The following is a 24,852-nucleotide window of genomic DNA, read 5'->3' on the forward strand; positions in this document are numbered from 1 at the left end:
GTGCGGTGATTTTTCACCGCATTTTTTATTCGCACTTTGACCGAAAATTTTTAATTTGTTACAATTTGCAACCTAATTGAAATTCATTCTCAATAACAATTAAGGGCAGTTTGCCTCAGTTTTATTTAACGTCAGCGTTAAGGATTTCCCAATGCCACAATTATTCGCATTTTTACAACATTATATTGATTACATTATTTTAGGGTTACTCGGCTTAATGAGCTTTATGATGGTATGGTTCGTCATTGAACGTTTTATCTTTTTGAGCCGTGTGAATGTTTCACACTACACCAATATTCACGAATTAGACATCGATCTCAACCGTAATCTCACTATTATTTCCACTATTGGATCGAATGCCCCTTATGTCGGCTTGCTTGGCACAGTTATCGGTATTCTATTAACCTTCTATGAATTGGGAAATTCAGGGGGAGATATTGATGCTGCTGCCATTATGCTTAATCTTTCTCTTGCCCTCAAAGCCACTGCCGTAGGGATTTTAGTTGCCATTCCATCAATGGTGTTTTACAACGGTTTACAACGCAAAGTAGAAGTGAATCGCTTGAAATGGAAAGCCTTAAACGGACAAAAAAATCTAGGGGCATAATGTGAAAAAGTTTGATGAAATCAATATTATCCCTTTCATTGACATTATGTTAGTGTTGCTGGCGATTGTATTAATTACCGCGTCTTTTATTTCTCAAGGAAAAATCCAAGTCAATGTGCCAAAAGCAAGCAGTACCGTCGCATTTAAGTCGGACGATTTGGCTAAATTATTAACGGTTACCGAAACAGGGGAAATCTTTTTTAACGATAAACCTACGGATCTCGCTCAAATGGAAAAAGAAGTCGCAAGTTGGGCGAAAGATCAAAAAGTTACCCTAAAAGTCGATGCGAAAGCAACCTTCCAAGATTTTGTTAGCCTCACGGATTTAATGGCGAAGAATAACATCAAAAATGTTGCCATTGTAACAATGAAAGAGAAAGGCAACTAAATGGTAAATAAACATCGTTCTTGGTTTGGTTTTTTCTTTTCTTTGCTGTTCCACGTAACGCTCATTGGGGCAATTCTTTATGCAATACGAGATGATGGCACGGCAAATGGTTATCAGGCAGAAATCATTGATAATAGCATTTCAATGGAAATGCTAATGGGAATGACCGTGGAAGAGCCTGAAGTGACACCAGAGCCACAGCCAATAGAGCCGGAACCAGAAGTGAAAGAAAGCGTGCCTGATCCTATTGTGAAACCAGAACCGCCAAAGCCTGAAAAACCAAAGGAAAAAGAGGTTAAAAAAGAAAAGCCAAAAAAAATCCCAAAAGAGAAGCCAAAGCAAAAACCAAAAGAAAAACCGTTGGCAAATAAAGAATTAGAAAAAGGCGATCGTAATATTAATTCAGCGGCGAAGATCACCTCCAATGCAACGAGCCTAGGCAAAGCAACGGTAACTAATCCGAATTTAGTTGGGAAAGGAACAAGTTCAGATGAAGCCAAAGCCTACCTTAGTGCCATAAGGAAGGAAATTGAGCGTCAGAAACGTTATCCGCAACGCGCCAAAATGATGAGAAAGCAAGGAATCGTTACTGTTAGTTTCATCATCGCAAATGATGGTTCATTGAATAATGTGCAATTAGCAAAATCATCAGGGAATAATGATCTGGATAATGCCGCCCTTGATGCCGTAAAACGCGCGCGTTCTGTTGGACCAAAACCCGCGGGCGTTAGTTCCTCACTGACTGTGCCATTACGATTTAGTATTCAGTAAAACCATTCTTAAGTGCGGTGAAAAAATTCCCTGTTTTTACACCGCACTTCTCTTTATAATGCTCGCTCCCTACTTTATTAGAGAGAAGATAATGAAAAAATTAACCCAACTTTTTACTTTTACCTTAACCCTTGGCATATCAATGTTTGCCTCTGCAACAGAAAATGAACAGGCGAAGCCTTATACCTCCGCATTTCGTATTAGTGCAGAAGAAATGCACGATATTGCGAATCCAAATAAGCTTGCGTGGCGCATTTTCTATACAGAACCCTCTAAAGGTGAAAATGCACACTGGTTTGATGCCGTCAAACAAGGTAATTTAGCTGAAATTAAAGCGATGGTTGAAAAAGGGCAAGATCTTGAGGTAAAAGATACAGGAAGTCTTGGGCAAACTGCGCTTGGTTGGGCTGCATTTATTGGTTATGAAGATATTGTAGAATATTTGATCTCACAAGGTGCAAGCCTTTTTGCTACTGATTCAGGTGATGTTTATAACGTGCTGAAATCAGCTGTATTAGGCAAAAATACCCATATAGTGAAAAAAATCTATGGGAATTTAAGTCCCGTAGATTTAAACGATCAAAGCATTGAAAGTGATGGGGAAACCTTGCTGATGGTTGCAGCCAGCAATAACCGCTTGGAAACAGTAAAATTCCTTATTTCTCAGGGAGCAAATGTGAATTTAGTGACCACCACAAAAGAGCCATCAATGTTTTCTTATAACCAAAGTGCCTTGTCTTATGCCTGTGAGCGTAATTTACCTGAAATGCAAAAACTGCTTATTCAAAATGGCGCAATTAATCATAAAACAGGCAAACCTAGTTGTAACTAGTTAATAAGATTAAATAAAAAGCTAAGTGCGGTGTAAAAACTTCCTATTTTTACACCGCACTTTTGTTTATTCTGATTTTTTATTAGTTAGCATAAACGCCAGCTTTTGTCTGGCTGAATTTGTAAATGCAATGCGTGATGTTTCAGTAAGGTAGAACGATGCCCTACACTAATTATAGTGGTATTTGGCAATATGCTATCTAATAATTGATACATTGCTTCTTCCAATCCTTCGTCCATACTTGCGGTGGCTTCGTCAAGGAAGGCAACCTGTGGTTTATGTAAAAATAAACGCGCAAAAGCAAGGCGTTGTTGTTCGCCGAGAGAAAGTACACGCGTCCAATCTTTTTGTTGTTCAAGTTTATCGCTTAAATGACCTAAATTGACCTGTTGCATAATTTGTTGAATATGGGATAAATCCGGTTCTTGAGGTGCAAGCGTAGGATAATAAAGCGCATCAATTAACCGACCTTGCGGTAAATACGGTTTTTGTGAGAGGAACAATGCCTGTGTTTGCGGGCAATATATTTTGCCTTCAGAATATGGCCAAAGTCCGGCTATGGTGCGTAATAGGGTTGTTTTTCCTGAGCCAGAAGGACCTTGAATAAGTAGGCGACTTCCTAAAGGGAGAGTGAGATTAAGTTTTTCAATCAGGCTTTGATTATCAGGGCGTTTAATCGTTAAATGTTGAAAAATCACTTCGCCATCGCTATTTTCTATTTCCACATTTGTGTTGTGATTAATAGAATGGAGCGCACTGTGGAAACCCGTTAAACGATCAAGTACTGCACGATAAGCGGTAAAGTCATCATAAGAATTTCGATAAAAAGAAAGGGCTTCTTGCACTTTACCGAACGCTTGTGAAGTTTGCATTAAATCCCCTAATTTAATTTGTCCACTAAAGTAACGTGTCGCTTGAATGATAAAAGGAAAAATAACGGAAACTTGCGATACCGCAAGATTAAATCCGGACAGTTTTAGCATTCGATAAACCAATTGCCAGATATTGCTAATAATGTTGTTAAATTGTTTAAATAAAATATGGCTTTCCATTTTTTCACCACGATAAAAGGCGATGCTTTCGGCATATTCTTTTAAACGAATGAGGGAATAGCGGTAGTTCGCGTTAAGCTTTTCATTGGCAAAGTTAAGTTTTATTAATGGTCGTCCAATTTTAAAAGCGATAAGACTCGTAATTAGCACATAAACAAAAACCAGAAAGACCATCATATGTGGGATTTCATAGCCTGCGATCACCATTGGACCGGATAAATCCCATAAAATTGCGGTAAAGGCAACCAGTGATACGGTTGAGGAAATGACGCCAGTGGCAAAGCCAAGCGAGCTGGTCACATAAGAGTCAATATCCTGCTGAATTCGCTGATCGGGGTTGTCTAGTTGGCTAGTGCCGTGCAAGGTTTTGTAATAGGCTTGGTTTGCTGTCCATTGGTTGAGATATTGTTGATTAAGCCAAGTTCGCCATTGAATTTTAAAACGTTGCGAAAGGTAATAGGTAAACAAGACGTTTAAAACGTGTACCGTCGCGAGCAAAGAAAAAATGATCATTTGTTGCCAAAATACGTTTGCATTCATTTCTTGTAAGGCGCTATACATTGCGTTATACCAGTTAGAAAAGAGAATATCTAACCGTACCGCAAGCAAATTAAAGAAAATAATCACCCAAAAATAACAGAGTGGTTTTAAATGCTGTTTCGGCGAAAGGTAAGTTTGGGTGATGAGCCAAAATTGTCTTGCCCAACGGGTTGTTTTCACCAAAATGGCTAAAATAATAGAAAATGCGATGCTTGTAATAACAAGACTTTGAATTATCCATAAAAATGAACTGAGTAATTCTTCTGACCAATTCATAATACCGTCCGAGTAAATATGTGAAAATAAAAGGTTAAATCGTCTTTGTTTAGAGTGCAGAATTAAAAATTTGTTCAAAGATTGTTAAAGAAATTTAGTCCGCACGCAAGAAAAATGTGATGTAGATTAAACTTTTAGACTTTAATCCATTCTTTCTGTTTAGAGGTTGCTATAATTTTTTTAGTTAAATGAAATTATCGAGGTTGTGATGAGTGATATTGCGGTGACGATTAGCATTTTAGCCCTTGTTGCGGTCGTCGGATTATGGATCGGGCATTTCAAAGTTCGTGGCGTTGGGTTAGGTATTGGAGGTGTTTTGTTTGGGGGAATTATTGTTGCCCATTTTACCAACCAATATGGCGTGCACTTAGATGCACATACGTTACATTTTATTCAAGAATTTGGGTTAATTCTTTTCGTTTATACAATTGGGATTCAAGTCGGTCCCGGTTTTTTTGCTTCATTGCGAGAATCTGGCTTAAAGCTCAATGGATTAGCCGTATTGATCGTGTTGCTTGGGGCAGCCAGTGTGGTTGTATTATATAAAGCGGCTGAGGTTCCACTTGATATTATTTTGGGGATCTATTCTGGCGCAGTTACAAATACGCCATCATTGGGGGCTGGGCAACAAATTCTTGCTGAATTGGGAATGAGCCATACCACAAGTAATATGGGGATGGCATATGCAGTGGCCTATCCTTTTGGGATTTGTGGGATTTTACTCACAATGTGGTTAGTGCGGTTATTTTTTAAGATAAAAGTAGAGGAAGAAGAGGCAAATTTCCAACGTGAAAGTGGGCAAGATAAAGACAGTTTACGCTCAATGAATATTCGGGTTACAAATCAGAATTTAAATGGCTTAACCTTAATTGAAATTCCCGGATTTGAAAGTGAGGATGTGGTTTGTTCTCGTTTAAAACGTGGCGAGAATGTGAGTGTGCCAAGTGCCGATACGGAAATTCTTCTTGATGATATTTTGCATTTAGTCGGTGATGTTCACGTCCTGCATAAAATGAAGTTAGTCATTGGTGAAGCCATTGATGTGCCACGTTCAACTCTGACAGGGGATTTACGCTCTGAACGTATCGTTGTAACAAATGAGAAAGTTCTAGGAAAGAAAATAAAATCACTTGGTATTCATCAAAAATATGGCGTGGTAATTTCTCGCTTAAACCGTGCAGGGGTAGAGCTAGTTCCTAGTGCGGATACTACACTTCAATTTGGGGACGTATTACATATTGTCGGACGAACAGATGTAATTGATAATGCCATTGCCCTTATTGGGAATGCACAACAAAAATTGCAACAGGTACAAATGCTGCCAGTGTTTATTGGTATTGGTTTAGGCGTGCTGGTGGGGTCAATTCCTTTTTATATTCCGGGGCTTTCTGTGGCGTTAAAACTTGGGCTTGCAGGTGGGCCACTTGTTGTTGCCTTGATTTTGGCAAGAATAGGCAGCATTGGAAAACTTTACTGGTTTATGCCACCAAGTGCAAACCTTGCCTTAAGAGAAATTGGTATTGTGCTGTTTTTAGCGGTAGTCGGGCTGAAATCAGGCGGTAATTTTGTGGATACCCTAGTGAACGGCTCAGGGCTTGAATGGATGGGGTATGGCATTATCATCACATTTTTCCCATTAATGGCGGTAGGGCTATTTGCTCGCTTATATCTAAAACTGAATTACTTGTCTTTATGCGGTTTGCTTGCAGGCTCAATGACGGATCCGCCAGCGCTAGCCTTTGCCAATGCGATTAAAGAAGATAGTGGGGTCGCGGCGCTTTCTTATGCAACGGTCTATCCTTTAGTAATGTTCTTGCGAATACTCTCGCCGCAGTTATTAGCCATTTTGTTGTGGTCTTTTTTCTAATAGTCCGAAATTTCGCAATGCCCAGTTAAACTGGGCATTTTTATTTCTGTTTTCTATACACTCTCAACGTTTATTACGATGTTGTCACTTATCATCCCTTTGTTTTCTTTTTAGATTTCTCAACTGGTCTGAACTCTGATTAGTTTGCCCAAATTTGTTTGCACTAGTGGGGGGCTTTCTTTACAATCCAACGGCTTTTTTTATCAATTTAATCGAAAAAAGGTTACAAATGACTAAAACAACAATTTTTTCAAGAACATTACTTTCTTCTGCATTATTGGCTGTTGCAGGCGGCGCACAAGCAGCAGCATTCCAATTAGCAGAAGTGTCAAGTTCTGGCTTAGGGCGAGCTTATGCGGGTGAAGCCGCGATTGCTGATAATGCTTCTGTGGTAGCGACCAACCCTGCGTTAATGACATTATTTAAAACCAACCAATTTAGTGCTGGTGGCGTTTATGTGGATTCTAAAATTCGTGTTGATGGCACAGTAACAGCCACAGCAGGAGGACGTCCAGTTACTCGTCCACAATCTGCGGATAATAACGATGTAGTGCCAGGTTCATTAGTACCGAATATGTATTTCGTCTCACCAATTAATGATAAGTTCGCAATTGGTGCAGGAATGAATGTAAACTTTGGTTTAAGAAGTGAATATGGTAGCGATTATAGTGCGGGTGTTTTTGGTGGAAAAACTGATTTAAGCGCAATTAACTTAAATTTAAGTGGTGCTTACCGTGTTAGCGAAGGATTTAGTATTGGTGCGGGGTTAAATGCTATTTATGCTAAAGCTGAAGTTGAACGCACAGCAGGGATTTTAGATGATGCACTAAATGCTGTTGCAGCAAGTCCTAGCCCTTATGCGCCAATGGCGGCACAAGTTGGTGCAGGCGTTGAGAAAGGTACAGTTCTCACTCACCTTGAAGATAGAAGCGCTTGGGGCTTTGGTTGGAATGCCGGTCTTGTTTATGAATTTAATGAAAGAAACCGTATTGGTGTGGCATATCATTCAAAAATTGATATTGAGTTTAAAGATCGTAATGCGGTAAGTTATATGCCTTATGGGGTTAAGCCTTATGTTGGTGCAGGATCATTAACATTAAATTTACCAGGATATTGGGAAATTTCAGGTTTCCACCAATTAACAGATGCTTTCGCCGTGCATTATAGTTACAAATATACAGAATGGAGCCGTTTAAAGAATTTACACGCCACCTATGACAGTGTGCCAGCAGGCTCTCGTAATGGGGATCTTGCACTTCATAAGGAAGAAAGATACCGCGATAATACACGCGTAGCTTTAGGGGTAAGTTATCTTGTTAATGACCAATTAACTTTACGCGCAGGGATTGCCTATGATGAAGCCGCTGCACCAACAGAACACGCAAGTGCCTCAATTCCTGATACAGATCGCACTTGGTACAGCTTAGGGGCAACCTATAAATTTACCCCAAATCTTTCTGTGGATTTCGGTTTTGCTCACCTACGTGGTAAGAAAGTAAACTTCACCGAAACACAAAGCCTTGGTGGTGGTTTAGTTGAAGTTAAAGCCGACTATCGTTCAAAATCCAGTGCTAACCTTTACGGTTTAAACGTAAATTACAGCTTCTAATTTGAGAAACTAGGCATTTACGCAAATTTCATTATAATAAGCCTATCCAACTGGATAGGCTTATTTATATCATTTTTAGAGAACTCACCAATGCCTGAAATCTACTATTGTTATTATCATTCCCCGATAGGGCGATTATTAATGATTAGCCAAGATAATAAATTGACCAATTTGGATTTTGAAGCCGAGCAAATTGCCCCAAATCCGAAATGGATTTTGCGAGAAAATCATCCGCTCTTTACTCAGGTTTCAGCGGCGTTAACACGTTATTTCAATGGCGAAAAAGAAACCTTTGCGGATATTCCGCTTAATCCACAAGGTACTCCCTTTCAGCAACGCATTTGGCAACAATTGTGCCAAATTCCTTATGGCGAAACCTCAAGTTATGGCGAGTTAGCCCATCACATTAATAACCCTAAAGCGGTGCGGGCGGTAGGCGGTGCAGTAGGGGGCAACCCAATTAGCATTATCATTCCTTGCCATCGTGTGTTAGGTAAAACACGTCAGCTAACAGGGTTTGGTGGTGGATTACCAGCCAAACGCTATTTATTACAGTTAGAAAATATTGCTTATGTGGATAAAGGCGTGGAATACGTCAAACAAAAATTATTGAAAAAGTATCAAAGCTAAGTAAAAACCAGATAAAAAAGCACCGCACTTTATGAATAGTCCGCACTCCGAACAAGCCCTTCTTTCTCTCGCGCAATCTCTCGCTGGTCTCACCTTTGGTGAAGTTGCCAAAGGGCTGAATATTGCTGTGCCACCCAATTTGAAACGGGATAAAGGCTGGGTAGGTATGTTGCTGGAAAGCGCCTTAGGCGCAACCGCAGGAAGCAAAGCAGAACAAGATTTTGCGCACCTTGGCATTGAACTTAAAACCATTCCCATTGACCGTCAAGGCAAACCTTTAGAAACCACCTTTGTCAGCCTTGCCCCACTAGTGCAAAATAGTGGCATTACGTGGCAATCTTCCCACGTTCGGCATAAATTATCTAAAGTGCTGTGGATACCCATTGAAGGTGAACGCAATATTCCTCTTGCCGATCGTCATATCGGACAGCCTATTTTGTGGCAACCTTCTTATGAACAAGAACAACGCTTACAACAAGATTGGGAAGAATTAATGGAATATATCGTATTTGGTCGCCTTGATGAAATTACCGCACGTCTGGGGGAAGTGCTACAACTTCGCCCTAAAGGCGCAAGTCGGAAATCGCTCACGAAAGGCATTGGGCGAAACGGTGAGATGATTGACACCTTGCCACTCGGTTTTTATTTACGCAAAAATTTCACACACGAAATCTTGCAACAATTTCAGCGAAATAGCTGATTTCCCTTTGCATTAAAGTGAGAAATCTATATTATTGCTCGCCTTATCTCTACTTTCTTTAAGGAACGGATTATGTTTGATTGGATTGCCAGCCCAGAGGCGTGGGTGGCCTTATTTACCCTAACCGCATTAGAAATTGTGTTAGGTATTGATAACATCATTTTTATCAGCATTTTAGTTGGGCGCTTACCCGCACAACAACGCCAATCTGGACGCTTGATTGGGTTAGGCTTAGCAATGGCAACGCGTATTTTATTACTGCTTTCCCTTTCTTGGCTGATGAAATTAACCACCCCATTATTTGAGGTATTTTCACAATCAATTTCAGGACGAGATCTCATTTTAATTTTAGGGGGATTGTTCCTTGTCGCCAAAAGTACCCACGAAATTCACCACGCAATGACGCCAGAAGAGGAAGAAGAACAAAGTGCGGTGAAAAAAGTGAATTTTTTCAGCGTACTCATTCAAATTGCCATTTTAGATATTGTGTTTTCCCTTGATTCCGTGATCACCGCAGTGGGAATGGCAAGCCAAGTTGGCGTAATGATTTTAGCGATCATTATTGCTGTTGGGGTGATGATGCTTGCGGCAAAACCGATTGGCGATTTTGTGGAAGCCCACCCAACGCTAAAAGTGCTAGCGCTTTCATTCTTGATTTTAGTGGGCGTAGCATTAATTGGCGAAGGCTTAGATTTCCATATTCCAAAAGGCTATATCTATTTCGCGATGGGCTTTTCTGTTGTGGTTGAAATGATCAATATAAAAATGCGTAAGCGTTTGATTAAACGCCCGTAATGCTTAAATAAGAAGTGCGGTGCAAAAATGCTGAAAATTTGCACCGCACTTTTTTCTTCTCATTTTTTCTATTTTAGTGATCTTGTTTTTTCATTTACCATTTTCGATACATATTGGCGCACATCACTTGACCCAATACATAAAGGGTGGAATTTTTTTGCAATTTTACCGTATGCCTTTGTTGTTTGCGTAGCGCTGCGCGGATACCATCGCCCCAAAATTCACTGTAATAATCTGTTCTAACTTGTGTCAGACGGTAAGTGTCGCAGTTGAGTATTTTATATTGACGCACGGATCGCGCGTAAAGTTCAGGACGGTTTTTATACACGAATAAGCCTTTGTCTGAATTAATCACGACATCAAAATGAATTAAATGTTTGTCTTCGTTATCTACCCAAACTGATTGGGTATCCACATAATATTCGGCATTTGGTGCTAACTTGAAATAGCCCGCTTTGGTTAAGGTTGGTAGCACGAGTTTGACTTCGGGAGGAGGCGAAGTTGGAGTGGTAGAACAAGCAGCGAGCAACATTACACTCAGTGATAAACCTAATTTTCTCATTTTGACCTCCTTACATTCTGAGGAAGAATGCGTGTTGATTAGGTTAAAATTATTCTTGCATATTTGGGGGGCAATTTCTAACAAAAAAAGCCAATTTTGTGAGCTGTTGCACAAATCAAAATGCGTCTAAAGAATGAAAATAATGAGACAAGAGAAAATTTATCGCAAACGATTGCGTAGGCGTGATACAATACGCGCGATTTTTAGTAACTCAAGTCATATAGGAAAAAATCGTGAGCAAACAATCATTAAGTTACAAAGATGCAGGTGTCGATATTAACGCTGGCAATGCGTTAGTGGAAAAAATTAAAGCCGATGTAAAACGCACTACGCGTCCAGAAGTGATGGGGGGATTGGGTGGCTTTGGCGCTCTTTGTGCATTGCCAAGTAAATATAAAGAGCCAATTTTGGTGTCAGGCACAGATGGTGTTGGGACAAAATTACGCCTTGCCATTGATTTGAATAAACACGATACCATTGGCATTGACTTGGTCGCGATGTGCGTGAATGATTTAGTGGTGCAAGGCGCTGAACCACTATTTTTCCTTGATTATTATGCCACAGGTAAATTAGATGTTGATGTGGCAGCGAGTGTGATTAAAGGTATCGCAAATGGTTGTGAGCAAGCAGGTTGTGCCTTAGTCGGCGGTGAAACTGCTGAAATGCCCGGTATGTATCATCAAGGTGATTATGATTTGGCGGGGTTCTGCGTCGGTGTCGTAGAAAAATCTGAAATTATTGACGGTAGTCGGGTGAAAGTGGGCGATGCCTTAATCGCATTAGGCTCAAGTGGGGCGCATTCCAATGGCTATTCATTAATCCGTAAAGTAATCGAACGTTCAGGCATTGAGCCAGCTACAGCACAATTAGACGGAAAACCTTTCGCCGATCAAGTGTTAGCGCCAACAAAAATTTATGTAAAATCCATTTTGCAATTAATCAAACACGTGTCTGTTCACGCCATTTCTCACTTAACAGGCGGTGGTTTTTGGGAAAATATTCCACGCGTGTTACCACATAATGTGAAAGCGGTGATTGATGAATCAAGCTGGCAATGGCCTGCTATTTTCAACTGGCTACAAGAACAGGGCAACATTGAACGTTATGAAATGTACCGCACTTTCAATTGTGGTGTGGGAATGATCATTGCCTTGCCACAAGATCAAGTGGAAACCGCGTTAGCATTATTACACCAAGCGGGCGAAACGGCGTGGCAGATTGGGCATATTGAAAGCCTAAGTGAAGGTGAACAGCAGGTTATTATTCGTTAATGAAAAAGATCGCTGTATTAATTTCTGGTGAGGGGCAAACCTTGCAAAGCATTATTGATGCCTGCAAGGTTGGCGATATCCCCGCACAAATCTGTGCTGTCATTTCTAATAAAGCAACGGCTTATGGATTACAACGGGCAAAAATGGCTGAAATTCCTACCGCACTTTTTGAGCGAAAAGATTATGCAGATAATAAGCAAATGGATCAGGCTATTGGTGATTATATCGCCATATTAGGGGCGGATTTGATTGTTTTAGCGGGGTATATGAAAATTTTGACTGCTGAATTTACCCAACGTTTTGCGGGAAAAATTCTCAATATTCATCCTTCATTGTTACCGAAATACCCCGGCTTACATACTTATCAGCGAGCTTTAGAGGCGGGCGAACAAGAACACGGCACAACGGTGCATTTTGTCAATGAAGAGGTAGATGGCGGGGCAATTGTGCTACAAGCAAAAGTGCCGATTTTTCCTGATGATGACGTGGTTGATATTGAGCAGCGAGTGAAATATCAAGAGCAACAAATTTATCCTTTGGTGATTAAATGGTTTGTTACCGATCGCTTAACGCTTGAGGCTGGCAAGGCTTATTTAGATGGCAAGCGCTTGCCAAATGCAGGGTATGCCATCGATTAACGATACAAAGCACAAACGCAGGTTTGTGCTTTTTCGTTATGTTGAGCGAGAAAGAATTTTATTAAGTGCGGTCATTTTTGGGTGAGTTTTTGGTATAGTAGCGAAAAAATTTATCACAACCTAGGATTTATAAATGGCAGAAAAAATTCTTATTGATGAAGATCGATTTATGCGAACCATTTCGCGGATTTCACACGAGATCATAGAAAAACATCAACATCTTGATGACTTAGTGATCGTCGGCATTAAACGCCGTGGGGCAGAAATCGCAGAATTAATTAAGCGTAAAATTAATGATTTAACGGGGAAAGAAGTCCCTTCCCTTGATTTGGATATTACTTTTTATCGCGATGATTTAGAATATGTTGAGCCACAAAGTCAATCGCCCGTTTATAGCGGTGCATCGAATTATGTCAGCATTCAAAATAAAATTGTGATTTTGGTCGATGATGTATTATTTACAGGGCGAACCATTCGAGCCGCGTTAGATGCGTTAATTGATTTTGGACGTGCAGCAAAAGTGGAATTAGTTATTTTTGTTGATCGCGGACACCGTGAATTACCCATTCGTGCGGATTATGTGGGCAAAAATGTGCCAACCAGTCGCGCAGAAAAAGTGCAAGTGCGCACAATGAAGTTTGACCAATGTTATGAAGTGGCGCTAGTCTCAAAATAAAAGCAATATAAAACCGCGTTTATCAAACCAAAGGGGGAACCTTTTGGCAAATTGATACTCTAACGTAAAATAATTTGAACAGATAAATGGAAAATATGAAAAGAGTGAATTTTAAAGCAATTTTAATCGGTTTAGTGGGATTCTTTGCCGTTTCAGCAAATGTTTTTGCGGTAGAGCGTGTTGTCGCCACGGTAAATGGTAATCCTATTTTAGAAAGCCAAGTCCGCGCGGCGTTAGGTAAAAAAGCTAATACAGAAGCAAATCGTGAAGCGGCATTAAATACTATCATTGATGATATTCTCGTCAATCAAGCCATTAAAGATTCTGGTGTGAGCGTGAGTAATGCTCAAGTTGATCGTGTTATGGAAGATATTGCGGCACGCAATGGCTTGACTTATGGTCAGTTACTTGATGTGCTAGATTATCAAGGCATTAACTATCATCAATATCGCCAACAAATTGCAAATCAATTATTAATGTCGGAAGTGCGTAATCAGGCAATTGGTAAAAGCATTGATGTAACCCGTGAAGAAGTGCAAGAACTCGGGCAAAAATTACTCGATCAAGCGAAAGCACAAGGTAAAGAGAAAAAAGTAACAGGAACAGAATACCAAGTTCGTCATATTTTGCTGAAACTTAATCCATTACTCAATGATGCACAGGCTAAAGCACAATTAACGCAAATTCGTGCGGATATTCTTGCCAAGAAAACCACTTTTGCTGATGCCGCATTAGCCTATTCTAAAGATTATTTATCTGGCGCAAATGGTGGAAATTTAGGCTTTGCGTTCCCTGAAACCTATGTGCCAACGTTTGCCAAAATGGTGCAAAGTACGAAGAAAGGCACAATTTCAGCGCCTTTTAAAACAGAGTTTGGCTGGCATATTTTAGAAGTCACCGATACACGTCAAGGGGATCGTACTCGTGATGCTTATATGCAAAAAGCCTATCAGCAATTAGTTAATCAACAATTGCACGAAGCCTCGCAGGATTGGGTGAAAGCCTTGCGTAAAACAGCCAATATTAAATATTTCAAGTAATTTGCCGCAATCACGAAATCCCAGCCCCAATGCTGGGATTTTTGTTTTATAATAGTGCGTCTTTTTTAACAGTATCAATCATTATGAATTCAAGAAAACATTTAGGTCATACCGCCCGTAAGCGTTTTGGGCAAAACTTTTTATCCGATGATAATATTATTCAAAGTATTGTGGCAGCTATTTATCCACAGCCAGATCAATATTTGGTGGAAATCGGCCCCGGTTTGGGGGCGCTAACAGAACCTGTGGCGGAGCGAGTTGAGCGTTTAACCGTTGTGGAGTTAGACCGAGATTTGGCTGAACGTTTGCGTCATCACCCATTTTTACATCAAAAGTTGAATGTGATTGAAACAGATGCGATGCAGTTTGATTTTGGGCAACTTTACCGTGATGAGCATTTAGCGGAAAAAAATCAGAAATTACGCATTTTCGGCAATCTTCCTTATAACATTTCAACGCCATTAATGTTCCATTTGTTCAACTATTGCGAACAAATTCAAGATATGCACTTTATGCTACAAAAAGAAGTGGTAAAACGTCTTTGCGCTGCACCGAATAGCAAGGCTTACGGACGCTTAACCATTATGGCGCAATATTTTTGCCAAGTAATGCCTGTATTGGAAGTGCCGCCGACAGCTTTCAAACCAGCACCCAAAGTGGATTCTGCGGTGGTGCGCTTAATTCCACACAGCACGCTTCCGCACCCTGTGAAAGATTTATACTGGCTCAATCGCGTGTGTACGCAAGCCTTTAATCAACGTCGTAAAACCTTGCGTAATGCACTTTCTACGTTATTTTCTGCAGAAAATCTCACCGCACTTGGTATTGATTTGAACGCACGAGCGGAAAATCTCTCCATTGCCGATTATGCAAGATTGGCAAACTGGCTGTGTGATAATCCTGTGCTGGAAAATGAACAGAGTGAAGTGGAATAAACAATGGCAACTTATTTAGTCGGTGATCTGCAAGGCTGTTATGATGAACTGCACGCTTTGCTGGAAAAGGTAAAGTTTGATCCAAGCCAAGATGTCCTTTATTTGGTTGGTGATTTGGTGGCGCGAGGGGATAAATCGCTTGAATGTTTGCGTTTAGTCAAATCGCTTGGCGAGTCGGCTCACACTGTGCTAGGCAATCACGATTTGCATTTAATTTCTACCGCACTTGGAATTAAGCAAGTGAAGCCCAAAGATCGTGTGGATGCCATTTTCAACGCCCCTGATTTTCACGAGTTGATTGACTGGCTTCGCCAGCAGCCTTTACTTATTCATAATGAGCAAGCCAATTTCTTGCTCACTCACGCCGGCATTTCACCTGATTGGGATCTTGATACCGCGAAAGCTTGTGCTAGCGAAGTGGAACAAGTGCTACGCCACGGTGATTATTATGCAATGATCGCGCAAATGTATGATAACCAGCCAGATCGCTGGTCGCCTGATTTGCACGGTATCGACCGTTTACGTTACATTATTAATGTGTTTACCCGTATGCGTTTTTGCTATTATGATCACCGCCTTGACTTTGATTGCAAAGCCCCTGTTGATGAAGCCCCCGCTGAACTGACACCTTGGTTTAGGCTTAATAATCCCTTGTTTAAAACACAAAATATCGTCTTTGGTCATTGGGCAAGTTTAGTGGATACGCCTACGCCAGCTAATATTTATGCCCTTGATACCGGCTGTGTGTGGGGCAATCGAATGACAATGCTACGCTGGGAAGATAAGCGTTATTTTACTCAACCAGCAATGAAACAATATACCTAAAAAATGAAAGCAAAACTGATTACCTCTGCCAGTTGCGATCTGTTTAATCTGCCTTTTTTTCAGTTCGCACAAATGAAAAAATTTTGCCCTGAACAAATTCCACAAATTAAAGCGGATTACAAACGGGACTGGAATTTATGGAAGACCGCCATCTTACGAGTGGCACAACAGCTTGGCGCACCTTTTGCTGAACCTCATATTGAAAAATGGTGTAACGGTTGGCAAGTGCGGGCGCATTTTTTTGCTTATTTTAAATATGAATTTAACAAAAATTCCGCGGCGATTTTATCGGTTATCTTAAATCGTCGCCGTTTACAAGTGAGCCTTGATTGGCATTGCTACCGCGCTGATCGCTCGCAAATCAATGTGCAACAATACAACCAATGGGTTGAACAGTTGGATCAAGCACAGTATGCCGATTTTGATTTTTGGCGTGGTGATGAAAGCGAATACGCTGATTTCCGCAAAGTGTGGTCGCTTTCTGCACAGGATTTTTTACTCAACAATGATGAAGATTTTTTCTGTATAGGAAAAAATATTGAAAAAGCTGAATTAGATCACATTGATGCGGTGGAATTTATCGTACAAACTATTCAAGATTTACTGCCGTTGTATGAAAAATGTCATTGTAAATAAGGGCGTGATTTTCGCAATAGTTCTATCAATTTCCCTTATTTTACGCTATCCTATACCACATTTTCTTATTCATCTATACCGCTAAAATCACCTCTGGTAAAGGGGAAAAAGTGCGGTCAATTTTTTGATAATTTTTTAAAGGTAACATTATGCAAGAACAATATCGCCCTGATTTGATTGAGAGTGAAGTGCAGAAATATTGGGCTGAAAATAAGACGTTTAAAGCGGTGCAAGATCCGAGTAAAGAGAAATATTATTGCCTTTCAATGTTCCCTTATCCATCTGGTCGCTTGCATATGGGGCACGTTCGTAACTATACCATTGGTGATGTCATTTCTCGTTACCAGCGAATGAATGGTAAAAATGTGTTACAGCCAATGGGGTGGGATGCATTTGGTTTACCTGCGGAAGGAGCTGCGGTGAAAAATAAAACCGCGCCTGCCAAATGGACCTACGAAAATATTGAATATATGAAAAATCAGCTCAAAATTTTGGGCTTCGGTTTTGACTGGGATCGTGAAATTGCTACTTGTAAACCTGAATATTATAAATGGGAGCAATGGTTCTTCACGGAGCTTTACCGCAAAGGCTTAGTGTATAAAAAAACCTCTAGCGTAAACTGGTGTCCGAATGATGAAACTGTGCTTGCTAATGAGCAAGTTCACGAAGGGCGTTGCTGGCGTTGTGATACCCCTGTGGAACAAAAAGAGATCCCACAATGGTTTATTAAGATTACTGACTATGCTGAGCAATTATTGGGCGGTTTAGATCAACTGCCAGAATGGCCTGATATGGTGAAAACGATGCAGCGTAACTGGATCGGTCGTTCAGAAGGGGTAGAAATTACCTTTAATATTGAAAATTCTGATGAAACCGTAACGGTTTATACGACACGTCCAGATACGTTCTATGGTGTGTCGTATCTGGCTGTTGCCGCAGCACACCCATTAGCGGAAAAAGCAGCACAAAATAACCCCGCACTTGCCCAATTTATTCAAGAAGCCAAAAACACGAAAGTGGCGGAAGCAGAGCTTGCCACAATGGAGAAAAAAGGAATGGCAACGGGCATTCACGCCATTCACCCGATTACAGGAAAATTAGTGCCTGTTTGGGTCGCGAATTTTGTGTTAATGCACTATGGCACAGGGGCGGTAATGGCCGTACCAGCGCACGATGAGCGTGATTATGAATTTGCTAAAAAATATGATTTACCGCTTTATCCTGTTATCACGCCAGAAGACGGCAGCCCGTTAGATTTATCACAGCAGGCTTATACTGAACACGGTATTTTGATTAATTCAGCAGAATTTGATGGTTTAGGTTTTGATGCTGCATTCAAAGGGATTGCGGATAAATTAGAACAAATGGGTGTGGGCAAGCGTCAAGTGAATTATCGCTTACGCGATTGGGGGGTATCACGCCAACGTTATTGGGGCGCACCAATCCCTATGCTTATCCTTGAAAATGGTGAAGTTGTGCCGGCACCACTTGCAGATTTGCCAATTGTATTACCTGAAGATGTGGTGATGGACGGCGTTCGTAGCCCAATCAAAGCTGATCCAAATTGGGCAAAAACCACTTACAATGGGCAACCTGCATTGAAAGAAACCGATACCTTCGACACCTTTATGGAATCTTCGTGGTATTACGCGCGTTACACTTGCCCAGATTTCCACCAAGCAATGTTGAACCCTGAAGAGGCAAATTACTGGCTGCCAGTGGATCAATATATCGGTGGTATTGAACACGCCACAATGCATCTACTTTACTTCCGTTTCTTCCATAAATTATTGCGTGATGCTGGTTTAGTAAACACAGATGAGCCAGCAAATAAATTATTATGTCAAGGAATGGTCTTAGCTGATGCGTTTTATTACACCAGCGACACCAACGAACGCATTTGGGTCTCGCCAACCAAAGTTACGCTTGAGCGTGATGAAAAAGGACGTATTATCCGTGCCATTGATGATGAAGGACGCGAGTTAGTCCATAGCGGAATGACGAAGATGTCAAAATCGAAAAACAATGGTATTGACCCACAAGAAATGGTGGAAAAATACGGTGCGGATACCGTACGCTTATTTATGATGTTTGCTTCCCCTGCTGAAATGACCTTAGAATGGCAAGAATCTGGCGTGGAAGGGGCAAACCGTTTCTTACGCCGTTTATGGAATTTAGTCTTTGAGTATAGTAAAAATCCTGCAAAAACGGCGCTAAATCCAACCGCACTTTCTAACGCTCAAAAAGCCTTACGCCGTGATGTGCATAAAACTATTGCGAAAGTGAGCGATGATATCGGTCGTCGTCAAACCTTTAACACGGCGATTGCTGCGGTGATGGAGCTAATGAACAAATTAACCAAAGCCCCATTAGAAGATGAACAAGATCGCACGGTAATGGCTGAAGCGTTAAATGCGGTCGTTAAAATGCTTTATCCGATCACTCCGCACATTTGTTTCCAATTATGGAAAGAGCTTGGAAATCAAGAGGCGATTGACTTTGCCCCTTGGGTGAAAGCCGATGAGCAAGCAATGATCGATGACGAAAAACTGGTGGTGGTGCAAGTCAATGGTAAAGTACGCGCTAAAATTACTGTGCCTGCGGATATGGCAGAAGAGGCGATTAAAGACATTGCGCTTGCTGATCCGAATGTACAAAAATTCTTAGATGGTCTAAACATTGTGAAAACCATCTATGTACCCGGTAAGTTATTTAGCTTTGTAGCGAAATAATCCTATGCCCCACGCATTGGGTGGGGCGAATTATTAAGAGAAAATCAAATGTTGAACTTACTTAAAAAATTATCTCTCGTCAGTGTTGTCGCATTACTCACGGCTTGTGGTTTTCATTTCCAAAATGGCGAATTGATTCCGCAAGAACTAAGAACATTGCGTCTAGAAAGCCGTGATCCTTATGATGCGATGACGATTGCAATGCGTAAGCAGTTAAGAGCCAATAATATTCAACTTGTTGAGCAAGGCGATGTGGTAGTGTTCCGCTTAAATAATGTGCGTGAGAACAGTGAAGTGGCATCTATTTTCAAGCAAGGACGTGAGGCTGAAAAAGTATTAGTGTTACAAGTGGAGGCGAACATTCAGCTTAAAAACAAGCAACGTTATCCAATTAATACGCAAGTAACCCGCACTTTCTTTGATAACTCACGTGCAGCATTAGCCAAATCGGCGGAAAAAGAGGTAATTTGGAATGATATGCGTGAGCAAGCAGCGCGCCAACTTATCAGCAAAATGGTGGCGTTAAAACAGCAGGTGAAAAGCCAATAATGCAACGTCTGTTTGCCGATCAGCTCAGTGCCTCGCTAGATAAAAAGTTAGCGTCAATTTATTGTTTAGTGGGGCAAGATCCTTTGCTTTTACAAGAAAGCAAGGATCTCATTTGCACAACGGCAAAACAGCAAGACTTTGATGAAAAAAATGAAATGACTATTGATAATAGCACTGATTGGATCGCCTTAAACGAACAAGTGCAATCAATGGGGCTGTTTTTCAGTCGTCAAATTTTAGTGTTAAATTTTCCTGAAAATCTCACCGCACTTTTGCAAAAGCGTATCGCTGAATTAATAAGTTTGTTAAATCAAGATGTGCTACTCATTTTGCAAATGGCAAAACTCACCAAACCAATGGAAAAACAAGATTGGTTTGTGCAAGCTAGTCAGTTTGATCCGCAATTCTCTCTCGTAAATTGTCAAACACCAAGTATTGAACAATTACCTCGTTGGATTGTTGGGCGTAGTAAAACCTTAGAAATCTTTATTGAGCCAGAGGCAATCCAGCTTTTGTGTTATAGCTATGAAAATAATCTTCTTGCCTTAAAACAGACCTTGCAGCTACTGGCATTGCTTTATCCAAAGGATAAAATCACCTTATCTCGCGTGCAAAATGTGGTGGAACAATCCTCCGTGTTTACCGTATTTCAATGGGTTGATGCCTTACTTGAGGGAAAAAGCCAGCGTGCCAGACGAATTTTAGCGGGGTTGCGTGGTGAGGAAATTCAGCCTGTAATTTTATTGCGTACCTTGCAACGTGAGTTAATAACCCTTTTGACACTCACTCAACCACAACAAGGAATGAGCAATATTGATCAAGGGCTTTCTACGGCGAAATTGCGTGAAAAATTTGATCAACTCAAAATTTGGCAAACACGTCGCCCACTTTTCTTACAAGCGATTCAACGCTTAAACTATCGTAAACTGTATGAAATTATTCAACAGCTCGCTGAATTAGAACGTTTGGTAAAACTTGAATTTAGTGATGATGTATGGGAAAAACTGGCGGATTTATCCATACAAATTTGTCATTAGATTTTCGTATTAGTCAGCATTTTTTCAACCTAGTGCTTACTTAACATCTTATAAATATGCGTTTTTTCACTTAAATAGAATAAATTTTAGCGAGAATGTGTGCCAAACATTGTGAAAAAGCCTGTGGATTTTCTTGATGAGCATTATGTCCTGCATTGGGAATGAAATGTAAGTTGAGTTGGGTTTCTGTCGCCATTTGACGGAATTTGACATCCTTTTCACCGCAAAGATAAAAAATTGGTAAGGAATTTGACCGCACTTGTGAGCGAAAATCAGGTTGTTTGGCAAGAGAAGTGGCTTTGAGCATTTGAGCAATATTTTCACCACAATTAGCTTGGCGAAGTTTAATCAAGGCCTGCCGTTGTTCAGCGGTTAAGTGGCTAAACACGGGTTGTTGATACCAATCTTCTAACACCTGATGAGCTGGCTGAGTGGCAAAACGTTCTGCCCAATCACAATCATTTTGCCAGCGTTGTTGGCGTTCTTGTTCGGAGATTAGCCCTAAATTTGCCCCCTCTAAAATCAACCCTTGTAAATCACCTTTCTCCACTTTGGCTTGTAAGGCATAGTAAAGAGCAAGCCGTCCACCTAGTGAATAACCAATTAAAAAATAAGGCTGATTTTGCACCGCACTTTGAATTTGTTGAGCGAGTATTTTTGCTGCGTTGTCAAAATCTGTCACGTTAATATGTTTGTTCTCCCCGTGTAACGGGAGATCAAGAGCGAGACAGGAAAAGTGCGGTAGTTTTTCGATGATTTTTTGCCAATCCGCCTTTGTTCCAAGTAAACCGTGCAGAAAAACTAAATGGGGTTTTGCCATTACTTAAGCTTCTTATTTAAGCGCCAATGACTGCGTGGCTAATTTGTTCAATCAGACGTTTATAAATATTACTGCCATCGCTATTGTTCACCTTAATTTCGATTAAAGTGGCTTCGCGGCGGAAATAAGCCTGTTTAAGCACGGAGCTGAGATCCGCCCAAGTGTAAGGGCGTGCATATTTGAGATCAAACATTGACGCCGCGTGAGAAAATTCTAAATTATGTGGCATACGATAGAATTTATTTTTCATTTCCGCATCTACAGGCAGCATATCGAAAATTGCGCCGCCATTATTATTGATCACAAAAATAATGGTTGGCTGATTCACCTTTTTGAGTAAGGACAAAGAATTGAGATCATAGAGGGCGGAAGTATCTCCAAGCATTGCTACCACAGGCTGGTTTGAACCTAAACTTAAGCCTGTTGCGGTGGCAAGTAAGCCGTCAATACCACTTGCACCACGGTTGGTGTACACCGGGTAGCCTTCTGGCAATTTAGTTAGGGCATCAACCAAGCGTACAAAGAGGCTGTTGCCCAAAAAGAGCAGCCCATTATTGGGTAATAAACGCTCTAAATGGTGAGCTAAAGAGGCCTCATTCAAATTACCGCCCACTTGCTGTTCCACAAAGCTGGCACAGAACTTAGCCAGTGCGATTGGCTCTAATAACCAAGGTTTCTGGCGTAAAGGGGGATGGGCGCGTAGCCAATGATGAATTTTTCCATTAAAACGGGTGTGTGCGTGATGGTTTGGATCAACCGAATTATCTGAAGGTTCAACGATCCAGTATTCCCCTTTAAAGGCCGCCATAAATTGATTTATACGTTTGCTAATAAAGTGCGAGCCAAATTGCAACACAATATCTGCTTCAAGCAATTTTTTCTTAACGGTTTGATTTGCCAGCCAAATATCCGCATAAGGTAGGGTTGGCTCAACGCCAGATTGAATATCTGTGAGCATAATCCAGCCTTGCGTTTCAGCCCAAGTGCGAATGCCCATAGCTTGCTCTGTGGGGAGTTTTCCAACCAAAATAATCCCACGTTTTGTACGCCAATGATCCCAATGTTCGTGCATTACCACTTCTTTTTGTGGTGCTTGATGGTTATGCCACGGTTTGTTTTGGCTTAACCAACGCTGAATTGGCATAAGCCAAGGATGTTGATCAATTTGCTCTGCATTGGCTTCATATAACGGCTCAGCAAATGGCATATTAATATGTACGACACCAGCGTGCTGGCTTTGTCGATAACAAGCCTGTTCCACAAGCGAAATCAGCCAGTTAGGTGAATAATCTTGGCTAGGACGAGGTAAATTTATTGTTGCGACAGGATAATCAGCAAAAATGTTGTGCTGTAAAATGGCTTGATTTGCTCCGCACTCCAATAATTCAGGCGGGCGATCAGCACTCAATACAATGAGATTTACCCCACTTTGGCGCGCTTCAATCACCGCGGGATAAAGATTTGCCACTGCTGTGCCAGAAGTTACAATAATCGCCACAGGCTTTTTATTTGCTTTAGCTAAACCAAGGGCGAGAAAACCCAAACCACGCTCATCAAAATGGGTATGGCATTTGGCTTTGCCACCTTGTTCAAGGCGAGCGGCTTCTAACGTGAGTGGGGTAGAACGAGAACCGGGCGCAATGCAAAAATGGCTAACCCCTTGACGAATCAGGGTTTCCAAGATCACTTTTGACCAACAACGATTAAATACACTCACTGACATAGGGTTCTCCATTGATTTTGTTCGTTCTTTCTATGTTTATTCTTGTAATAAAGAAATTAATCCTAAGGCTTTACGCTCAATTTCTTGCCATTCTAACAAGGGAATAGAGCCTTCAACAATCCCCGCACCGGCAAAAACGCGAATTTGTTCTTGCTCAATGAACGCTGAGCGAATTGCCACACAGAATTCCGCCCATTCTTTTTGCATTACGCCTAATGTTCCGGCATACCAACGGCGGTCAAAGGTTTCCGTTTGACGTAAAAATGCGATGGCTTCATTTCGTCCCAAGCCTGCTACCGCCGCGGTGGGGTGAATGGCATTTAAGAAAAGGTTATCACCATATTCGGGGGAAATCTGTGCAGAAATTTTACGTCTTAAATGCTGAACTTGGCGCAAGGTCTTCAGACCTAAGGGCGAAACCTCAATATGTTGGCTATAAGGTGCAAGGTGTTGCTTAATGTCATCAACAACGAGTTGATTTTCATAAATATTTTTTTTATCTTGCAGAAGCCATTGGGCTTGTTGTGCGGTTTCTTGTGCATTTTCGCCCACTAAGGCTGTCCCCGCCAATGCTTCGGTTTGCAGTTGTGTGCCTTGCCGTTGATACAGGCGTTCAGGGCTTGAGCCAATAAAAATACATTCTTCTGTTTCAGCAAATAGAAAATGATAGCAACCGAAATTATAGCGTTCACTTTCAGCCAAAAAATCATAGGCGTTCAGTTTTCCTTCTGAGTGGAAAAGTGTTTCATTCGCCAATACAATTTTATTTAGTAAGCCTTGCTTAATCTGCTGTAAACCTTGTTCTACCCATTCACACCATTGTGCTTGTGCTGCCTGTTTTTGCCCAAAATGAATGGATTGTTGAATTGGACAAAGTGCGGTGCTTTTTTCAAAAGTTTCTAATGCGTTTAAGCAGGCTTGGTATTCTTGTGCAAAATCTTTTGTTTGAACGATGAATAGTTGAATTTTTAGCTTATTTTCTTGCTGTTGCAAATACAAACGTGGTAAGAAAAATTGGCTTTCACCATAAAATTGCACACCGCCCACTAAGGGATAATGGTTTTCTTGCATAAAAGCTTGTGCCAGATTTAATTCCAAAAAGCACCGCACTTGTCCGATAGCGGCGACAACTTGCTTGCTATCACGGAAATTAAGGTAAAACTGCGGATAGGTTTTTTGCGCTTTTAGCCAGCTTAATAAATTGAGGTTCGTAACCATTTCTGCCTGCACACAAGCGATCTTCTTATGTTCAAGCAGAGAAGGGCGGAGTTGCGCCAAAAGCTGTTGTTTTATTGTGCGTAAATTATCCATTTAAAAAGCGTTGTTTTTGGCAAAAAAATC

Annotated in this window: 24 protein-coding genes; 19 read left to right on the top strand and 5 right to left on the bottom strand. The window is 41.0% G+C overall.

What is annotated here, in order from left to right:
• The first annotated feature begins 151 nt into the window (after positions 1-151).
• From exbB to L5B90_RS07780, 4 genes are all read left to right on the top strand, one after another.
• Positions 152-607: a TonB-system energizer ExbB gene (gene exbB / locus L5B90_RS07765; protein ID WP_250349551.1), complete on the top strand. Its 456-nt coding sequence runs from the start codon at positions 152-154 to the stop codon at positions 605-607.
• A 1-nt stretch (position 608) separates the two neighbouring features.
• Positions 609-995 (top strand): TonB system transport protein ExbD, encoded by a 387-nt coding sequence (gene exbD / locus L5B90_RS07770; RefSeq protein WP_250349552.1) that lies wholly within the window; start codon positions 609-611, stop codon positions 993-995.
• Entirely contained in the window at positions 996-1,766 is a 771-nt protein-coding gene (locus tag L5B90_RS07775; protein WP_265762591.1) for an energy transducer TonB, read from the top strand.
• Between the two features lie 91 nt (positions 1,767-1,857).
• On the top strand, positions 1,858-2,598 hold the full coding sequence (locus tag L5B90_RS07780) for an ankyrin repeat domain-containing protein (protein WP_265762592.1): 741 nt from the start codon (positions 1,858-1,860) through the stop codon (positions 2,596-2,598).
• An 86-nt stretch (positions 2,599-2,684) separates the two neighbouring features.
• On the opposite strand, the gene L5B90_RS07785 is transcribed toward L5B90_RS07780, so the two are convergent.
• Positions 2,685-4,466: an ABC transporter ATP-binding protein/permease gene (locus L5B90_RS07785; protein WP_250349555.1), complete on the bottom strand. Its 1,782-nt coding sequence runs from the start codon at positions 4,464-4,466 to the stop codon at positions 2,685-2,687.
• Between the two features lie 208 nt (positions 4,467-4,674).
• On the opposite strand from L5B90_RS07785, the gene L5B90_RS07790 reads away from it, so the two are divergent.
• The 5 genes from L5B90_RS07790 (at position 4,675) to L5B90_RS07810 (ending at position 10,067) form a co-directional block, all read left to right on the top strand.
• Positions 4,675-6,333 (top strand): putative transporter, encoded by a 1,659-nt coding sequence (locus L5B90_RS07790; RefSeq protein WP_250349556.1) that lies wholly within the window; start codon positions 4,675-4,677, stop codon positions 6,331-6,333.
• Positions 6,334-6,562: 229 nt separating this feature from the next.
• A complete protein-coding gene (locus tag L5B90_RS07795; protein ID WP_250363533.1) occupies positions 6,563-7,942 on the top strand; it encodes an outer membrane protein transport protein in 1,380 nt (459 codons plus the stop codon).
• A 90-nt stretch (positions 7,943-8,032) separates the two neighbouring features.
• Positions 8,033-8,572: a methylated-DNA--[protein]-cysteine S-methyltransferase gene (locus L5B90_RS07800; protein ID WP_250363532.1), complete on the top strand. Its 540-nt coding sequence runs from the start codon at positions 8,033-8,035 to the stop codon at positions 8,570-8,572.
• Between the two features lie 31 nt (positions 8,573-8,603).
• Positions 8,604-9,272 carry a DNA mismatch repair endonuclease MutH gene (gene mutH, locus L5B90_RS07805; RefSeq protein ID WP_250363531.1) on the top strand — a complete coding sequence of 223 codons (669 nt, stop codon included), beginning with the start codon at positions 8,604-8,606 and terminating at the stop codon, positions 9,270-9,272.
• Positions 9,273-9,344: 72 nt separating this feature from the next.
• Positions 9,345-10,067 carry a TerC family protein gene (locus tag L5B90_RS07810; protein WP_250363530.1) on the top strand — a complete coding sequence of 241 codons (723 nt, stop codon included), beginning with the start codon at positions 9,345-9,347 and terminating at the stop codon, positions 10,065-10,067.
• A 94-nt stretch (positions 10,068-10,161) separates the two neighbouring features.
• Here the strand turns inward: L5B90_RS07810 and L5B90_RS07815 are convergent, their stop codons facing one another.
• The gene (locus L5B90_RS07815) at positions 10,162-10,629 is read right to left on the bottom strand and encodes a surface-adhesin E family protein (protein WP_250363529.1); all 468 of its coding nucleotides are present in this window, start codon (positions 10,627-10,629) and stop codon (positions 10,162-10,164) included.
• Between the two features lie 233 nt (positions 10,630-10,862).
• Here L5B90_RS07815 and purM point away from each other — a divergent pair, with 233 nt between their 5' ends.
• The 10 genes from purM to holA all read left to right on the top strand — a co-directional run bounded on the left by purM (position 10,863) and on the right by holA (position 20,968).
• Positions 10,863-11,900 carry a phosphoribosylformylglycinamidine cyclo-ligase gene (gene purM / locus L5B90_RS07820; protein WP_250349563.1) on the top strand — a complete coding sequence of 346 codons (1,038 nt, stop codon included), beginning with the start codon at positions 10,863-10,865 and terminating at the stop codon, positions 11,898-11,900.
• A complete protein-coding gene (purN, locus tag L5B90_RS07825; protein WP_250363528.1) occupies positions 11,900-12,538 on the top strand; it encodes a phosphoribosylglycinamide formyltransferase in 639 nt (212 codons plus the stop codon). Before purM ends, purN begins: the two co-directional genes overlap by 1 nt.
• A gap of 133 nt (positions 12,539-12,671) precedes the next feature.
• Positions 12,672-13,214 carry a bifunctional pyr operon transcriptional regulator/uracil phosphoribosyltransferase PyrR gene (gene pyrR, locus L5B90_RS07830; protein WP_250363527.1) on the top strand — a complete coding sequence of 181 codons (543 nt, stop codon included), beginning with the start codon at positions 12,672-12,674 and terminating at the stop codon, positions 13,212-13,214.
• Positions 13,215-13,309: 95 nt separating this feature from the next.
• The gene (locus L5B90_RS07835) at positions 13,310-14,254 is read left to right on the top strand and encodes a peptidylprolyl isomerase (RefSeq protein WP_265762593.1); all 945 of its coding nucleotides are present in this window, start codon (positions 13,310-13,312) and stop codon (positions 14,252-14,254) included.
• An 83-nt stretch (positions 14,255-14,337) separates the two neighbouring features.
• Entirely contained in the window at positions 14,338-15,189 is an 852-nt protein-coding gene (gene rsmA, locus L5B90_RS07840; protein ID WP_265762594.1) for a 16S rRNA (adenine(1518)-N(6)/adenine(1519)-N(6))-dimethyltransferase RsmA, read from the top strand.
• Positions 15,190-15,192: 3 nt separating this feature from the next.
• Positions 15,193-16,014, top strand: a complete 822-nt coding sequence (gene apaH, locus L5B90_RS07845; protein WP_265762595.1) for a bis(5'-nucleosyl)-tetraphosphatase (symmetrical) ApaH — start codon at positions 15,193-15,195, stop codon at positions 16,012-16,014.
• 15 nt (positions 16,015-16,029) lie between these two features.
• A complete protein-coding gene (locus L5B90_RS07850; RefSeq protein WP_265762752.1) occupies positions 16,030-16,650 on the top strand; it encodes an HI_0552 family protein in 621 nt (206 codons plus the stop codon).
• A gap of 149 nt (positions 16,651-16,799) precedes the next feature.
• The gene (gene leuS, locus L5B90_RS07855) at positions 16,800-19,382 is read left to right on the top strand and encodes a leucine--tRNA ligase (RefSeq protein WP_265762596.1); all 2,583 of its coding nucleotides are present in this window, start codon (positions 16,800-16,802) and stop codon (positions 19,380-19,382) included.
• A gap of 48 nt (positions 19,383-19,430) precedes the next feature.
• Positions 19,431-19,931, top strand: a complete 501-nt coding sequence (locus L5B90_RS07860; protein ID WP_250363520.1) for an LPS-assembly lipoprotein LptE — start codon at positions 19,431-19,433, stop codon at positions 19,929-19,931.
• Entirely contained in the window at positions 19,931-20,968 is a 1,038-nt protein-coding gene (holA, locus tag L5B90_RS07865) for a DNA polymerase III subunit delta (RefSeq protein ID WP_250349574.1), read from the top strand. The genes L5B90_RS07860 and holA overlap by 1 nt, the downstream gene beginning before the upstream one ends.
• Before the next feature lie 70 nt (positions 20,969-21,038).
• Here the strand turns inward: holA and menH are convergent, their stop codons facing one another.
• Genes menH through L5B90_RS07880 form a run of 3 tightly spaced genes read right to left on the bottom strand, consistent with a single transcriptional unit; the run spans position 21,039 to position 24,822 of the window.
• The gene (menH, locus tag L5B90_RS07870) at positions 21,039-21,788 is read right to left on the bottom strand and encodes a 2-succinyl-6-hydroxy-2,4-cyclohexadiene-1-carboxylate synthase (RefSeq protein ID WP_265762597.1); all 750 of its coding nucleotides are present in this window, start codon (positions 21,786-21,788) and stop codon (positions 21,039-21,041) included.
• 16 nt (positions 21,789-21,804) lie between these two features.
• Entirely contained in the window at positions 21,805-23,511 is a 1,707-nt protein-coding gene (gene menD / locus L5B90_RS07875) for a 2-succinyl-5-enolpyruvyl-6-hydroxy-3-cyclohexene-1-carboxylic-acid synthase (protein WP_265762598.1), read from the bottom strand.
• A 36-nt stretch (positions 23,512-23,547) separates the two neighbouring features.
• Positions 23,548-24,822: an isochorismate synthase gene (locus L5B90_RS07880; RefSeq protein ID WP_265762599.1), complete on the bottom strand. Its 1,275-nt coding sequence runs from the start codon at positions 24,820-24,822 to the stop codon at positions 23,548-23,550.
• Positions 24,823-24,852 lie beyond the last annotated feature (30 nt).

Source organism: Avibacterium sp. 20-129 (assembly GCF_026226845.1).
Lineage (GTDB): Bacteria > Pseudomonadota > Gammaproteobacteria > Enterobacterales > Pasteurellaceae > Avibacterium.

Excerpts from the sequence above, each read along its gene's own strand:
- menD (WP_265762598.1), bottom strand. The coding sequence starts at position 23,511 with ATGTCAGTGAGTGTATTTAATCGTTGTTGGTCAAAAGTGATCTTGGAA.
- rsmA (WP_265762594.1), top strand. The coding sequence starts at position 14,338 with ATGAATTCAAGAAAACATTTAGGTCATACCGCCCGTAAGCGTTTTGGG.
- mutH (WP_250363531.1), top strand. The coding sequence starts at position 8,604 with ATGAATAGTCCGCACTCCGAACAAGCCCTTCTTTCTCTCGCGCAATCT.
- L5B90_RS07810 (WP_250363530.1), top strand. The coding sequence starts at position 9,345 with ATGTTTGATTGGATTGCCAGCCCAGAGGCGTGGGTGGCCTTATTTACC.
- apaH (WP_265762595.1), top strand. The coding sequence starts at position 15,193 with ATGGCAACTTATTTAGTCGGTGATCTGCAAGGCTGTTATGATGAACTG.
- L5B90_RS07880 (WP_265762599.1), bottom strand. The coding sequence starts at position 24,822 with ATGGATAATTTACGCACAATAAAACAACAGCTTTTGGCGCAACTCCGC.
- L5B90_RS07775 (WP_265762591.1), top strand. The coding sequence starts at position 996 with ATGGTAAATAAACATCGTTCTTGGTTTGGTTTTTTCTTTTCTTTGCTG.
- L5B90_RS07780 (WP_265762592.1), top strand. The coding sequence starts at position 1,858 with ATGAAAAAATTAACCCAACTTTTTACTTTTACCTTAACCCTTGGCATA.
- L5B90_RS07815 (WP_250363529.1), bottom strand. The coding sequence starts at position 10,629 with ATGAGAAAATTAGGTTTATCACTGAGTGTAATGTTGCTCGCTGCTTGT.
- L5B90_RS07785 (WP_250349555.1), bottom strand. The coding sequence starts at position 4,466 with ATGAATTGGTCAGAAGAATTACTCAGTTCATTTTTATGGATAATTCAA.
- menH (WP_265762597.1), bottom strand. The coding sequence starts at position 21,788 with ATGGCAAAACCCCATTTAGTTTTTCTGCACGGTTTACTTGGAACAAAG.
- holA (WP_250349574.1), top strand. The coding sequence starts at position 19,931 with ATGCAACGTCTGTTTGCCGATCAGCTCAGTGCCTCGCTAGATAAAAAG.
- L5B90_RS07860 (WP_250363520.1), top strand. The coding sequence starts at position 19,431 with ATGTTGAACTTACTTAAAAAATTATCTCTCGTCAGTGTTGTCGCATTA.
- L5B90_RS07835 (WP_265762593.1), top strand. The coding sequence starts at position 13,310 with ATGAAAAGAGTGAATTTTAAAGCAATTTTAATCGGTTTAGTGGGATTC.
- pyrR (WP_250363527.1), top strand. The coding sequence starts at position 12,672 with ATGGCAGAAAAAATTCTTATTGATGAAGATCGATTTATGCGAACCATT.
- L5B90_RS07795 (WP_250363533.1), top strand. The coding sequence starts at position 6,563 with ATGACTAAAACAACAATTTTTTCAAGAACATTACTTTCTTCTGCATTA.
- L5B90_RS07800 (WP_250363532.1), top strand. The coding sequence starts at position 8,033 with ATGCCTGAAATCTACTATTGTTATTATCATTCCCCGATAGGGCGATTA.
- leuS (WP_265762596.1), top strand. The coding sequence starts at position 16,800 with ATGCAAGAACAATATCGCCCTGATTTGATTGAGAGTGAAGTGCAGAAA.
- purN (WP_250363528.1), top strand. The coding sequence starts at position 11,900 with ATGAAAAAGATCGCTGTATTAATTTCTGGTGAGGGGCAAACCTTGCAA.
- L5B90_RS07790 (WP_250349556.1), top strand. The coding sequence starts at position 4,675 with ATGAGTGATATTGCGGTGACGATTAGCATTTTAGCCCTTGTTGCGGTC.
- exbB (WP_250349551.1), top strand. The coding sequence starts at position 152 with ATGCCACAATTATTCGCATTTTTACAACATTATATTGATTACATTATT.